The organism is Microbacterium sp. SS28, from assembly GCF_022761035.1.
Classification (GTDB): domain Bacteria; phylum Actinomycetota; class Actinomycetes; order Actinomycetales; family Microbacteriaceae; genus Microbacterium.
The window spans coordinates 206,403-220,351 of the sequence record NZ_JAKWJP010000003.1 but is presented as its reverse complement, the minus strand read 5'-3'; the positions used below and the strand labels follow the sequence as shown (position 1 = coordinate 220,351).

13 protein-coding genes are annotated in these 13,949 nt (G+C 71.7%); 2 read left to right on the top strand and 11 right to left on the bottom strand.

All coding sequences use genetic code 11. The features are described from left to right. Positions 1-10: 10 nt before the first annotated feature. The 11 genes from MJ607_RS10175 to MJ607_RS10125 form a co-directional block, all read right to left on the bottom strand. Positions 11-1,381: an NtaA/DmoA family FMN-dependent monooxygenase gene (locus MJ607_RS10175; RefSeq protein ID WP_243075478.1), complete on the bottom strand. Its 1,371-nt coding sequence runs from the start codon at positions 1,379-1,381 to the stop codon at positions 11-13. 23 nt (positions 1,382-1,404) lie between these two features. Further along, positions 1,405-2,625, bottom strand: coding sequence for an LLM class flavin-dependent oxidoreductase (locus tag MJ607_RS10170; protein WP_243075477.1), 1,221 nt, complete (start codon positions 2,623-2,625; stop codon positions 1,405-1,407). Between the two features lie 73 nt (positions 2,626-2,698). Beyond that, entirely contained in the window at positions 2,699-3,766 is a 1,068-nt protein-coding gene (locus tag MJ607_RS10165; protein ID WP_243075476.1) for an LLM class flavin-dependent oxidoreductase, read from the bottom strand. After that, a complete protein-coding gene (locus tag MJ607_RS10160; protein WP_243075475.1) occupies positions 3,763-5,382 on the bottom strand; it encodes an ABC transporter substrate-binding protein in 1,620 nt (539 codons plus the stop codon). Before MJ607_RS10160 ends, MJ607_RS10165 begins: the two co-directional genes overlap by 4 nt. Next, positions 5,379-7,055 (bottom strand): ABC transporter ATP-binding protein, encoded by a 1,677-nt coding sequence (locus MJ607_RS10155; RefSeq protein WP_243075474.1) that lies wholly within the window; start codon positions 7,053-7,055, stop codon positions 5,379-5,381. The genes MJ607_RS10160 and MJ607_RS10155 overlap by 4 nt, the downstream gene beginning before the upstream one ends. After that, on the bottom strand, positions 7,052-7,984 hold the full coding sequence (locus MJ607_RS10150) for an ABC transporter permease (RefSeq protein ID WP_243075473.1): 933 nt from the start codon (positions 7,982-7,984) through the stop codon (positions 7,052-7,054). Before MJ607_RS10150 ends, MJ607_RS10155 begins: the two co-directional genes overlap by 4 nt. Next, on the bottom strand, positions 7,981-9,012 hold the full coding sequence (locus tag MJ607_RS10145; protein ID WP_243075472.1) for an ABC transporter permease: 1,032 nt from the start codon (positions 9,010-9,012) through the stop codon (positions 7,981-7,983). The genes MJ607_RS10150 and MJ607_RS10145 overlap by 4 nt, the downstream gene beginning before the upstream one ends. Before the next feature lie 137 nt (positions 9,013-9,149). Next, positions 9,150-10,001, bottom strand: a complete 852-nt coding sequence (locus MJ607_RS10140; protein ID WP_243075471.1) for a fumarylacetoacetate hydrolase family protein — start codon at positions 9,999-10,001, stop codon at positions 9,150-9,152. Continuing rightward, entirely contained in the window at positions 9,998-10,873 is an 876-nt protein-coding gene (locus tag MJ607_RS10135) for a fumarylacetoacetate hydrolase family protein (protein ID WP_243075470.1), read from the bottom strand. Before MJ607_RS10135 ends, MJ607_RS10140 begins: the two co-directional genes overlap by 4 nt. Before the next feature lies 1 nt (position 10,874). Then, a complete protein-coding gene (locus MJ607_RS10130) occupies positions 10,875-11,654 on the bottom strand; it encodes an SDR family NAD(P)-dependent oxidoreductase (RefSeq protein WP_243075469.1) in 780 nt (259 codons plus the stop codon). Between the two features lie 13 nt (positions 11,655-11,667). Beyond that, entirely contained in the window at positions 11,668-12,450 is a 783-nt protein-coding gene (locus tag MJ607_RS10125) for an SDR family NAD(P)-dependent oxidoreductase (protein ID WP_243075468.1), read from the bottom strand. Positions 12,451-12,542: 92 nt separating this feature from the next. On the opposite strand from MJ607_RS10125, the gene MJ607_RS10120 reads away from it, so the two are divergent. Beyond that, positions 12,543-13,100: a carboxymuconolactone decarboxylase family protein gene (locus MJ607_RS10120; RefSeq protein WP_243075467.1), complete on the top strand. Its 558-nt coding sequence runs from the start codon at positions 12,543-12,545 to the stop codon at positions 13,098-13,100. 39 nt (positions 13,101-13,139) lie between these two features. Further along, the gene (locus MJ607_RS10115) at positions 13,140-13,946 is read left to right on the top strand and encodes an IclR family transcriptional regulator (protein ID WP_243075466.1); all 807 of its coding nucleotides are present in this window, start codon (positions 13,140-13,142) and stop codon (positions 13,944-13,946) included. Positions 13,947-13,949: the final 3 nt, after the last annotated feature.

The window sequence follows — 13,949 nt, the reverse complement described above, 5'->3', positions numbered from 1 at the left end:
GCGTCTCTCCTCACGCCGTCGCGGCGAGTGCGCCGCGACGTTCCGGAACGGGCAGGCCGAGGTTCTCGCGCAGCGTCGAGCCCGTGTACTCCGTGCGCAGCGATCCGCGCTCCTGCAGGAGCGGGACGACCTTGTCGACGAACTCGTCGATGCCGCCGGGCGTGTGGTGCCCGCCGAGCACGACGCCGTCGGCGCCGTCGTTCTGGATGAAGTCGTCGAGCTTGTCGGCGATCTGCTGCGGCGTGCCGATGAACTCGGCGCGCGACGAGATCTCGGCGGCGACGCCGCGCAGGCTCAGGCCCTTCGCCTCGGCGAGCTCGCGCCACTTGCGGGCCGTCTCGAACCGGTCCTGGTAGATGAAGGCGCGGCCCTGGATGATCGGCTCGGCCAGCGGGTCGGGGTCGATGTCGGGAAGCGGGCCGTCGACGTCGTAGGCGGACAGGTCGACGTTCCACACCTGCTCGAAGATCACCTGCACCGTGCGGTCGGTGAGCTGCTGGTCGCGGATGTGCCGCGCCTTCTCCTCCGCGTCGGCGAGCGAGTCGCCCAGCACGAAGCCGGCACCCGGGATGATCTTGAGCTCGTCGGGGTTGCGGCCGTGCGCGCGCGCCCGCGACTTGATGTCGCGGTAGAAGTCGGCGGCCTCCGGCAGCTTCGAGTACGGCGAGAAGATGAGGTCGGAGTTCGCCGCAGCGAAGTCGCGGCCCTGCGGCGACACGCCCGCCTGCACGATGACGGGTCGTCCCTGCGGGCTGCGCGGCACCGTGAAGCGCCCCTCGATGTCGAACTGCGCGCCCGTGTGCGAGAAGGCGCCGGCCGCGGCATCCACGAGGAACTCGCCCGTCTGCTTGTCGGCGACGATCGCGTCCTCGGACCACGAGTCCCACAGCTCGCGCACCGTCGAGACGAACTCCTCGGCGCGCGTGTAGCGCTCCTCGCGCGTGAGGAATCCGCCGCGGCGGAAGTTCTGCCCCGTGAAGGCGTCCCAGCTCGTCACGACGTTCCATCCCGCGCGACCGCCCGACAGGTGATCGAGGCTCGCGATCTGGCGTGCGAGCTCGTAGGGCTCGTTGAAGGTCGCGTTGAGCGTGCCGATGAGCCCGATGTGCTCGGTCACCCCGGCGAGCGCCGCGAGGACGGGCAGCGTGTCGGGGCGTCCCGCGACGTCATGGTCGAAGACCTGTCCCGCGCGCTCGCGGAGCGCGAGCCCCTCGGCGAGGAAGAAGTAGTCGAAGCGGCCGCGCTCGGCGGTCTGGGCGACGTGGCGGAACGACGCGAAGTCGATCTGGCTGCCCGCGTCGGGGTGCTCCCACAGGGTGTGCTCGTTGACCCCGCCGACGTAGGCGGCGAGGATGATCTGCTTGCGCGGTGTCGTGCTCATGTTCTGCTCCTCGGAGTGCGCGGTCAGGCCGACGCGGACGCGTAGCGGTTGGGGACGGTCGTGGGGAGGCCGAGGCGCTCGCGGAGCGACGTCGGCGCGGCGAGGCCGGCGGCGGCGGGGGCGGCAGCCAGGATCGACCGGCTGCGCAGGATCGGCAGCAGGTCGTCCGCGATGCGCGGCAGGTCGTCGGTCGCGACGCCGGGGCGCAGGCGCACGCCGGCGTAGCCCAGGTCGCCGAGCTCGGCGATGAGGTCGGCGAGCTCGTCGGCCGAGCCCGTGAAGACGCGGGTGTCCGACGCGAGCGGGCGGCCGAGCGCGTCGAGCCGCGCGAGGCGGTCGACGGCGCGCTCCGCGGAGTCGTCGAGGAAGGTCACGATGTCGGCGTAGACGCGCAGCGCCTCGCCGTCGCGCTCGATCTCGGCCTCGATCGCGCGCACCTCGGAGAGGATCGCGCGCGCGTCGTCGAGGTCGCGCGGCGTGACGAACACGAGGTCCGCCGACGTCGCCGCGAAGCGGTACGGCAGGTCGGCGTGCGCGAGGGCGGCGACGACGGGCTGACCCTGCGGCGGGCGCGGCGTGATGGAGGGGCCCCGCACGCTGAACCACTCGCCGTCGAAGTCGACGGTGTGCAGCTTCTCGGCGTCGAGGAACCGGTCGGTCGCGACATCCCGGATCTCGGCGTCGTCCTCCCAGCTGTCCCAGAGCCGGCGCACGACCTCGACGACGTCGGTCGCCTCGGCGAAGAGCTCCGCGATCGCCTCACGGGTGCGCGGGTCGTTCAGATCGTCGAACGACGGGATGTCGCGGCGGCCCGTGTGGCGCGCCTCGTCGAAGCGCCCCGAGACCTTGGGCTGCCATCCGGCGCGCCCGAGGCTCGCGTAGTCGAGCGTCGCGACGGCCTTCGAGACGTGGAACGGCTCGGTGTGCGTCGTCGTGACGGTCGGGATCAGCCCGATGCGCTCCGTCACGGGCGCGAGCCGCGCCGCGATGAGGAGGGCGTCGAGGCGACCGCGCACCTCGTCGATGCGGGTGTCGGGACCGAACGGCGTGCTCGACTGCAGCGCGAGGGAATCCTCGATCGTCGCGAAGTCGATTCCCGCGGCGTCCGCGAGCTGCGCCAGATCGGTCCAGTACTGCGGTGCGAACAGCTCGAGCGGTCGCGAGGACGGCTCGCGCCAAGCGGCGGGGTGCCAGCCCGCGCCCTCGAGCGCGATGCCGAGACGAAGTGCGTCGTTCGTGGTCATGAGTCCTCCAGGTGGTCCGGATGCCACTCTCGCGCCCCGCGGAAGGCGGGGCGCGAGAGTGCGTCAAAGGTGGTCACGCAGGTTCATTCGCCGTAACGATCGAGCGGGCGGCGGCCGGCGTCCCTGTGGAACCGGGCTGCCAGCCGAGGGCCGGCAGGACCGTGTCGCGGATGTCGAACAGGATCTGGCGGTACTCGTCCTCGGCGAAGCCGTACGGCAGGGCGACGCGCAGCTCGGTGCGCCCGTCGATCGAGGGATCGTCGAGGAAGCGCTCGACGATCTCTTCCGACGTGCCCACGAGGTCGCGCTGGAACGCGATCCGCCGCCCGCCCAGCTCGCCGGGCGCCGACGTGCGGGCCTCGCGCGCCTCGGCGTAGGCGAGGTAGTGCGCGCGCTGCTCGGCCGTCGCGGTCGTCGTGGGCACGACGACCCGCTCGACGCCCACGGCGGGCTCGCCGCTGCCGGCGAACTCCGCGTAGTAGAGGTCGAGATGCGCGCGCTGCGCGGGCTCGAAGCTGTCGTGCCCGCCCGCGTCGCTCAGGTTGCCCAGCAGCAGCTTGAGCCCGTGCTTCGCGGCCCACCGGACGGAGCGCTCGGAGCCGCCGCCGAGCCACACGCGGTCGCGCAGCCCCGGGATGTGCGGCTCGATCCGCGGCAGCTGCGGGCCGTACGGGGTGTAGAGCGGCTCGTCGGCGAGGAGTCCGCCCTCGAGTGCCTCGAGGAAGCGTTCGATGAGCGCGTAGGGCTCGACCGCGGCGTCCTGCCGGCCGAGCGAGGCGAGCAGGTCGCCGTGCGGCGCCGACGTCGAGATACCGATGTTGACCCGGCCGCCCGAGAGGGCGTCGACGGTGCCGAAGTCCTCCGCGAGGCGGAACGGCGTCTCGTAGCCGAGCGGCACGACGTCGGTCTCGAGGCGGATGCGATCGGTGCGCTGGCTCGCCGCCGCGAGGAACGGCAGCGCCGACGAGACCCCCCGCTCGAGGTGCCTCTGGCGGATGCCCGCGACGTCGTAGCCGAGCTCCTCCGCGAAGGAGAAGAGCCGCAGCGCCTGCTCGAGGCCCGCGCGGGGATCGCCCTCGGGATGGTTGCCGGCGAAGACGAGTCCCGCGCGCGGGATCAGCGGGGTCGGGCGCGCGGTCACTCGGCGTCCTTCCAGGCCGTCACGAGCGAGTCGAGGCGCGAGTCGGCGCCGAAGACGACGTCGTGGACGTCGGCGCGCGTGCCGAGGATCGACGTGAGCTCGTGGACGGGGATCTGGTAGTACTGGCTCGCGATGCGCTCCTGCGCGTCGGCCAGGATCGCGTCGCGCTTCGCGGGGTCGGGCTCGGCGAGCTGCGCCTGCAGCAGCGCCTCGAGCTCGGGGTCGTCGATGCGTGTCTTGGTCGTCGCCGTCGAGAACTGCGTGCGCAGCACGTCGCCGTCGGCACGCGAGAGGTTGCCCCACGTGATGTCCCATTCGCCGGCATCCTGCTTCGCGAGGAAGTCCGGCACGACGCTGCCCGAGAGCTCGACCTCGATGCCGACCTGCTTGAGCTGCTGCTGGATCAGCTCGAGGCTCGTCTGGTTGGGCCCGAAGTTCGTGACCCAGATGAGCTGCAGCGACAGGCGCTCGCCGTCCTTCTCGCGGATGCCGTCGGATCCCTCCTCCCAGCCCGCGTCGTCGAGCAGCTCGGCGGCCTTCTCGGCGTCGAACGCGAAGTACGTGCTCTGGTCGGCGTACGAGGGGGTGTTCTTCGCGAGGACGCTCGTGCCGACGTTGAAGAGGTCGTTGAGCGACGTGTCACGCACCTCCTGCGCGTTGACGGCCGAGGCGATGGCCTCGCGGACGGCGGGGTCCGAGACGATGGGCCGCGACTCGTTGAAGGTCAGGCCGAAGCTGATGCCGGGGTTCGCGCGCGAGATGAGCGGCAGGCCCGCGGCCTCGACGACCGGAACGTCGTTGGGCTGAACCCCGCCGATGACGTCGAACTGGTCGGACTCGAGTCCGCCCGTGCGCACGCTCGCCTCGGGGACGACCTGGAACGTCACGCTGTCGAGGTGCGCGGCGCCGTCGTTGCCACGGGATGCCGGCGCCCACGCGTAGTCCTCGCGCTGGGCGAGCACCGTCGAGACGTCCTTCGTGTAGGTGTCGAGCGTGAAGGGCCCCGTGCCCACGACGGCCGCGCCGTCGGCGCGGTCGGCGTACGGGACGGCGAGCGTCGCGTCGCCCACGATGCCGAGGCCGACCGTCGAGGTCGCCTGCGGGAAGGCCGCGTTGGGGCTCTTGAAGTGCACCTCGGCGGTGTCGTCGTCGACCACGACCGTCTGCTCGTAGCCGACGAAAGAGCCGATCGCATTGCTCAGGGCGCCCGCCGCGACGATGTCGTCGAAGGTCGCCTTCACCGACTCGGCGGTCAGCGGCGTGCCGTCCGAGAAGGTCACGTCGTCGCGCAGGTCGAACGTGAAGACCGTCGCGTCGTCGTTCACCTCGTAGGACTCGGCGAGCCACGGCTCGAGGCCGTTCGTCTCGGGGTCCTGGTGCAGCAGCGAGTCGACGAGCTGGCGCGTGACGTACCACGTGTCGTTGCCCGAGCCGAAGCCCGACGGGTTGAGCGAGATCGGGTCGTTCGCGACGGCGAAGACGAGGTCGCCGCCGTCGACGGGCGTGTCGGCGTCGGTCGTCGTCGAGGCGGTCTGCGTGCCGCCGCCCGCGCATGAGGTGAGGACGAGGACGGTGGTGAGCGCCGCGGCGGCGCCCAGGATGGTGCGGGTTCTCATGATGCTCCTTGTTGCCGTGCAGAGGTTCGGGTGGTGGGGGCGAGGGGGCGCAGGCCGCCGGGGATCGCGTCGATGAGTGCGCGCGTGTAGGCGTCGGCCGGGTCGTCGAAGACGTCGCCGGTGGCGCCTGCCTCGACGATGCGGCCCGTGCGCATGACGGCGACGCGGTGCGCGATCTGGCGGACGACCGCGAGATCGTGCGAGATGAACAGATACGTGAGGCCCAGTTCGCGCTGCAGCGTGACGAGCAGGCTCAGGATCTGGTGCTGGATCGAGACGTCGAGCGCCGAGACGGGCTCGTCGAGGACGAGCAGCTCGGGCGAGACGGCGAGGGCGCGCGCGATCGCGACGCGCTGCCGCTGGCCGCCCGAGAGCTCGGCGGGGCGGCGCGTGAGCGCCGAGACGGGGAGCGCGACGAGATCGAGCAGCTCCGCCGCGCGGGCGCTGCGCGCGCGGCGGTCGCCGACGCCGAACGCGCGCAGCGGATCCGTGATGACCTGCTCGACGGACAGGCGCGGATTGAGCGTCGCGTACGGGTTCTGCTGCACGAGCTGCACGCGGCGTCGCAGGGCGCGCAGGCGCGCGCCGCGCACGGTCGTGACGTCGTCGCCGTCGAGCAGCACCGTGCCGGAGGTCGCTTCGGCGAGGCGCAGCGCGAGCCGCGCCGTCGTCGTCTTGCCCGAGCCGGACTCGCCCACGAGGGCGAGCGTCGTGCCGCCCGGGATCTGGAAGGAGACGCCGTCGACGGCGCGCTGCACGGCCTGCGCCGACCCCCGCGGCAGCGTGAACTCCTTGACGAGGTCGCGCACCTCCAGGACGGGCGCACCCGTGTCGAGTTCCGAGGAACGGACCGTGGACAGGAGGGATGCCGCTCCCCGCCGTGCACTGAGGCTCGGCGCCGCCGCGATGAGCCGGCGCGTGTACGGGTCCTGCGGGTCGCCGAGCACCTGGGCGGGCGTGCCGTGTTCGACGACGCGGCCGCGGTGCATGACGAGGACGCGGTCGGCGCGGTCCGCCGCGACGCCGAGGTCGTGCGTGATGAGCAGGATCGCCGTGTTGCGGTCGGCCTTGAGACGGTCGAGCTGGTCGAGGATCTGGCGCTGCACCGTGACGTCGAGGGCGCTCGTGGGCTCGTCGGCGATGAGCAGATCGGGGCGGCCGATGAGCGCCGTCGCGATGAGCACGCGCTGGCGCATGCCGCCCGAAAGCTCGTGCGGATACTGCCGCGCGCGGACGGCGGGGTCGGGGATGCCGGCCTCCGCGAGCGCCTCGACGGCGCGGTCCCACGCCGTGCGGCGATCGGCCAGCCCGTGGATCAGGAGCACCTCGGCGACCTGCGCGCCGATCCGCACGACGGGGTTGAGGCTCACGGTGGGATCCTGCGGCACGAGGCCGATCTGACGCCCGCGGATGCCCGAGAGCTCGTCGGCCGTCGCGGTCGCGAGGTCGAGCGCGCCGAGCGAAACGCGCCCGGACGGGATGCGCGCCGTCGCGGGGAGCAGGCGCGCGACGGCGTGCGCCGTCGTCGACTTGCCCGAGCCGGACTCGCCGACGATCGCGAGCGTCTCGCCGGGCGCGACCTGGAACGAGACCTCCTGCACGGCGGCGACGGGTCCGCGAGGCGTGAGGTAGAAGACCGAGAGGTCGTCGACCTCGAGGACGGGGGCGGTCATCGGCTGCTCCGATCGGTGTCGAGCGCGCGCGAGAGGCGGTTCGCGGCGAGCACTGTGAGGGCGATGACGATGCCGGGGAAGGTCGTGAGCCACCACGCGTAGCGCAGGTAGTCGCGACCCGCCGCGACGAGCGAGCCCCACTCGGCGAGCGGCGGCTGCGCGCCGTAGCCGAGGAAGCTCAGGGCCGAGACGGCCAGGATCGCTCCCCCGAGCTCGAGCACCGCGAGGACGAGCACGGGCCCCGCGGCGTTGGGCAGCACGTGGCGCGTGAGGACGCGCACAGTGCGGTTGCCCGAGGCGTACGCCGCCTCGACGTACGGTGCCGAGCGCACGCGGAGCACTTCGGCGCGCATGATCCGGGCGACGGATGCGACGCTCGCGGCGCCGACCGCGATCGCGACGTTGACCGTCCCGAAGCCGAGGGCCGTGATGATCGCGAGCGACAGCAGGAGTCCGGGGATCGCGAGCAGCACATCCGCGCCGCGCATGATGAGCTCGTCGACGCGTCCGCCCGTGAACCCCGCGATGAGGCCCAGCACGGCTCCGACGACGATGCCGACGCCCACCGCGATCGCGGCCGCCGAGAGGGTCAGTGCGGCGCCGTGCACGACGCGCGTGTAGAGGTCGCGCCCGATCTGGTCGGTGCCGAACCAGTGCTCCGCCGAGGGCGGCTGCAGCTTGTCGGCCGGCACGCCGAGGAAGGGATCGCCCGGCGCGAGCAGCCACGGCCAGAGCGCCGCGACCGCGACGAGCACGAGCCAGAGCGCCGAGAGCAGCACCGTGGGGCGGCGCAGCGGCTCGAGCACGCGGCGGGCTCGGGCGCGCGTACGATCGGCGACGGCATCCTCGAAGCGGTCCTGCGCCGTCTGTGCGAAGGGGTCGGCCGAGTGCGTCGACGTGTCAGGCAGGAGGGCGGTGGTCTCGCTCATCGGGTTCCTCCCGCGGGTTCGAGCACGCGCTCGTCTGTCTCGTCGGCGGGAGCGGCATCCGTCGACTGCGTACCGCGCGCCGATCGCCGGCGGGGTGCCGCGTTCAGCACGATGCGCGGATCCAGCAGCGGGTAGACGAGGTCGACGACGAGGTTGGCGATCACGAAGACCGTCGCGGCGAACAGCACGACGCCCTGCACGACGGGGATGTCCTGCTGCTGCACGGCGGCGGCCGTGACGCGGCCGACCCCGGGACGGGAGAAGACCGTCTCGGTCACGACCGTGCCCGAGAGCAGCTGGCCGATCACGAGGCCCGTCATCGTGATCGCGGGGAGGGCCGCGTTGCGCAGCGCGTGCCGCAGGTGCACGCGCGGGCGGCGCGCGCCCTTGGCCCACGCCGTGTCGATGTAGGGCTCGCGCAGCGTCGTGTCGAGGCTCTTCGTCAGCAGCTGGGCGATCGTCGCGCCGGTCGGCACCGCGAGGGTGATGGCGGGCAGCACGATCGCGAGCGGTCCCCCGTCGCCGACCGCCGGGAAGAGCGGGAGCGAGAACGAGAACCACTGGATGAGCAGCAGCCCGAGCCAGAACGAGGGGACCGCGACGCCGAGCGGCGGCAGCCCGATGAGGAAGTCCGAGAGCGTGCGGCTGCGCGTGTAGGTCGCGAAGAAGGCGATGCCCCCGCCGAAGATCACGGCGAGCGCGAAGCCGACGGCCGCGATCTGCAGCGTCGGCGGGATCGCCTCGCCGAGGATCTCGGTGACGGGACGACCCGTCACGATCGAGGTGCCGAGGTCGCCGCGCAGGACGTTCGCGAGCTGCGTGAAGTACTGCACGATGAGCGGCTGGTCGAGGCCGAACCGCGCGCGCAGGTCGGCGAGCTGCTCGGGCGAGATGTCGTTGGCGTCGCCGCCCGCGAGCAGCTGCACGGGGTCGGCGGGCAGCGCGTAGAGCACGAGGAACGAGACGGTGTAGGCAGCCCACAGCACCCCCACCGCCTGCAGCAGTCGCCTGCCGAGATATCGCGCCACGTGCGCCCCCTTCGCCTCCTGCTCTCTCGATCGAGAGCCGAGACGTCAGGCTTTCAGGCGGCGCGGGGGCGCGCGGGGGCGTGTGTCACCCGTGGTCATCCCCCGTCACGCGAGGTCACACGAGGGGACGGATGCCGTCAGTGCGGTGCGGCGAAGCGCGTGGTCAGCGCGCCGATGCCCTCGATCTCGCTCACGAGCACGTCGTCCGGACCGATGAAGCGCTGCGGCGTGCGGCGGTTGCCGATGCCCGACGGGGTGCCCGAGAAGATGATGTCGCCGGGCAGCAGGGGGCAGACGGCCGAAAGGCGCACGAGCAGCTCGGGCACGTCGTAGAGCATCATCGACGTGCGCGAGGACTGAACCTCCTCGCCCGACAGGCTGCACGCGATCGCGAGATCGTCGCGGTCGGCCAACTCGTCGGGGGTCACGAGCCACGGACCCGTCGGGCCGAACCCGGGGAACGACTTGCCGAGGCTGAACTGGGGCGCCGAGCCCTGCATCTGCGTGATGCGCTCCGAGAGGTCCTGGCCGATCGTGAGGCCCGCGACGTGGTCCCACGCGGTCTCGCGGTCGACCTTGTGCGCGTGACGGCCGATCACGACGACGAGCTCGACCTCCCAGTCGACGTTGCCCTCGGGCAGCTCGACGACGGCGTCGGGACCGACGATCGACGACGGGAACTTCGTGAACGTCACGGGCATCGAGTCCGGCGGGTAGCCGGCCTCCGCCGCGTGCTCGGCGTAGTTGAGCCCGATCGCGAACACCTGCCGCGGGCGTGGGACGGGGGCGCCGAGGTCGGACGGGTCGAAGGCGACGGCGGCATCGGGAGAGGCATCCGGAATCGTCCGCGCCCAGTCCGCGAACGCCGCCCAGTCCTCGAACAGAGCCTGGGGGTCGGGGCCGAAGCGGCCGTCCGAGGCCGTCGCGACGTCGACCGCGCCGCCCTCCGTGACGAGGACGGCGCGGCCGTCGAGGTTGGCGATCCTCACCAGTCGACCCGCTGCGGGGCGGGCTCGCCGTAGCGGTCCTCCCACGAGATGACGCGGTTGCGGAGCGTGCCGATGCCCGTGATCTCGGCCTCGATCTGGTCGCCCGGCTTGAGGTAGAAGTCGAACGGGTTCGGCTGGATCGCCGCGACGCCCGAGATCGTGCCGGTCGTGATGAGGTCGCCCGCGCTGTAGGTCTGGGGCGAGTGGTAGGCGACGAGGTGCGGGAACTTGATGCGCGTCTGGTTCGTGTTGCCCTGCTGGCGCACTTCGCCGTTGACGCGCAGCTGCATCGGCAGCTCGTGCATGTCGGGCACCTCGTCGCGCGTCACGATCCACGGGCCGATGGGGCAGAACGTGTCGATCGCCTTCGAGAACGAGAAGACGCCCGACTCCATCTCCTTGCGCTGGATGTCGCGCGCCGAGATGTCGTTGAAGACCGTGAAGCCCGCGATGTAGTCGTCCGCCTCGTCGGGGCCGAAGAACTTGCCCGACTTGCCGATGACGATCGCGAGCTCGAGCTCGTAGTCCATCTCTCGCGTGAGGTGATCCGGGTAGACGATGTCGTCGTCCGGCCCGATGATCGCGTCGACGTTCTGGAAGAACACGATGCCCTTGTGCACGGGGTGCGACCAGTTGACCGCCTCGAGCTCGTTGTGGTGGTCGGCGAAGTTGCCCGCCGTGTGGAAGAACTTCTTGGGGCGGATGGGCGCCTCGAGAGTGACGTCGGCGTACGCGAGGCGCTCGCCCGTCTCGCGGACGTCGCCGCCGCGCTCGAACCACTCGCGGGTCGAGGGCACGTCGAGTTCGATGACGACGCCCTCCTCGAGCTCGAGTCGGCCCACGCGGCCGCCGTCGAAGGTGATCAGTTTCATTTCAGGCTCCTACCATGTTGAATCCGCCGTCGGCGAGCATGTAGCCGCCGGTCAGATGGGCTGCTTCGTCGGTCGCGAGCCACAGGCACGCCCCCGCGACGAACTCGGGCGGCGGGATGACGCCCATGGGCGTCTGCGCGAGCAGCACCTCGCGGCGCCCGTTCTTCCAGTCCTCGCGGCCCAGGAGCCGCTCGGTCTCCATGAACCCGGGGGCGAAGGTGTTGACGCGCACGGCGGGGGCGAAGGCCTTGGCATAGGACTTCGTGATGCCGAGGATCGCGTACTTCGCCGCCGCGTACTGCGGCGCGCGTGCCGAGCCGCGCACGATGACGGTGGAGCCGACCTGCACGATCGAGCCGTGGCCCTGCTGCAGCATCCGCTCGCCGAACTCGTGCGTCATGAGCAGCGTGCCCTTGACGTCGATGTCGATGACGGCGTCGAGGGCCTCCTGCGTCAGCTCGTCCCAGTTCATCTGCTCGCTCGAGACGTCGCCGACGTTGTTGACGAGCACGTCGAGCGTGCCGAACGCAGCCCAGACCTCGTCGGCCATCCTCTTGATCTGGTCCCATGAGCCGATGTCGGCCTGCACGAGGATGCCGTCGCTGCCCGCTTCGCTGATGCGCTGCAGCGTCGCCTCGGCGCCCGCCTTCGATGAGCGGTAATGGATGGCGACCTTGGCGCCCTCCTGCGCGGCGCGGACGGCGATCTCGGCGCCGAAGCCCGTTCCCGCGCCCGTGACGAGCACGGTCTTGCCGGCGAACCGGGGGTAGATCTCTGACATGGTGGGTCCTTCCTCAGACGAGTGTGCGTCCGCCGTCGATGTACATCACGTGGCCCGTGATGAATCCGGCGTGACGCGACGACAGGAACAGTGCGGGGCCGGTGAGCTCGTCGGGCGTGCCGAGCCGGCCCGCGGGGACGAGGCTCTCGAGGTCCTTTCGCTTGCCGGGCTTGGCGAGCTCGCCCGCCGTGAGGGGCGTCTCGATGTAGCCGGGCGCGAGCGCGTTGACCGTGACCCCCGAGACCGCCCACTCGCGCGCCATGACGCGCAGCAGCTGGTTGATGCCGCCCTTCGATGCCGCGTACGGGCCGTGCGAGTGGTGCGCGAGCAGCCCCGAGACGCTCGACAGTGCGAGCACGCGGCCGTGGCCCTGCGCGACCATGTGGCGGCCCGCGGCCTGCGCGAGCCCGAAGAGCGACGAGAGGTTGACCTGCAGGATGTGGTCCCACTCGTCCTCGGTGAAGTCGAGGATGGGGCGCCGGTCGTTGATGCCGACGGCGTGCAGCAGCACGTCGAGTCCGCCGAGCCGCTCGACGACCTGGGCGACGACCTCGGCACCCGCGCCGTGCTCGGTGAGGTCGGCGCGGATGAGCTCATGGCGGGCGCCCAGGGCCGACAGCTCGGCGCCGATCGCGTCGAGCGCGCGCTGGTCGCGGTCGACGACGGCGACGGATGCTCCGGCCTCCGCATAGGCGAGGGCGCACGCGCCGCCGATGCCGCCGGCGCCCGCGACGAGCACGCGTGCTCCCGTGAGTCCGAGCCAGTCGGCGCTCGTGCGGTGAAGGGTGTCTGCCATGACACTTCTCTCGAGTCAGTTCATTGGATGAAAGCTAGTTTCGTCTATTGAATGTATGCTGATCCCAGCGATTCGTCAAATGAAGGAGTCCGATGGCCGCCCGCATCCCTGCGCTCACCCCCGACGCGCTCTCGGTCGCCCAGTTCGACCTGTACGACGCCATCGCGGGCGGACCCCGCGCACAGGGGCCGCAGCACTTCGCCCTCACTCGCCCCGACGGCTCGCTGCGCGGCCCCTTCAACGCGTTCCTGCTCGCGCCCGAGCTGGGCGGCGCACTCCAGGACGTGGGCGCGGCCCTGCGCTATCGCGGCTCGCTGAGCGACCGGGCGCGCGAGATCGCGATCCTGCTCGTCGCGGCGCGCTGGGACAGCGCCTTCGAGCGCGAGGCGCATGAAGCCGTCGGCGCCGCCGCGGGCCTCAGCGAGGACGAGCTCGCGGCGCTGCGCGCGGGTGAGGTCGCGGGATTCACGGGCGAAGAGGGTCTCGTCGCCCGCGTGACGGCCGCGCTGCTCGACGGCGACCTCGACGACGGACTGTGGGACGCGGCATCCGTCGCCCTCGGCCCCGAGGTGATCTTCGAGCTCACGACGCTCGTCGGCTACTACGCGACCCTCGCGCTGCAGCTGCGCGTCTTCCGGGTCGCGCCGTGAGATTGCACGGCTCCACAGCGGAAGATACGGTTTCACACGATGAAAGCTGACGAGCCCGACACCGAGGCGGCCGAGAAGACGCCGAGCCGCTATCGCATCGAGGCGCTCGCGAAGGGACTCGACGTCCTGCGGCTCTTCGACGAGTCCGTGACCTCGCTCAAGCTGCGCGAGATCAGCGAGCGCACCGGCATCCCGATGCCGACGGCGTTCCGCGTCGTCGCGACCCTCGAAGAGGGCGGGTACCTCGAGCGGCTGCCCGACGGCGGCATCCGCCCCGGCGTCGCCGTCCTGCTGCTCGGGTCGGCCGCGCTGCGCGGATCGAGCCTCGTGCAGCTCAGCGAACAGCCTCTGCGGCACCTCGCCGAGCGGTCCGGCGAGACGGTCAACCTCGGCGTCCTCGTCGGCGACCAGGTGCTCTACCTCGCGCGCCTGCGCAACTCCGACCTCGTGACCGCCAACATCCAGGTCGGGTCGACGCTGCCCGCCGCGTACACGTCGATGGGCAAGCTGCTGCTGGCCTATCTGAGCGACGCGGAGCTCGCGGCGACCCTTGCGACGCATGATTTCGGAGCGGATGCCGGCCCCAACGCCGCCCGCTCGCTCGACGAGCTGCGCGAAAGGCTCGCCGTCATCCGCGAACAGGGCTACTCGCTCCAGGACCAGGAGGTCGCGGCGGGCCTGCGGTCGGTGTCGGTGCCCGTGTTCGGGCGCGAGACGAAGCCCGCCGCCGCGATCAACATCGCCGTCTCGACGCAGCGGCACGACCTCGCGTCGCTGCGCGGGCCGATCCTCGATCGCCTGCGCGCGACGGCCGACGACATCTCGCGGCGGCTCCGCGCCGCCTGACGC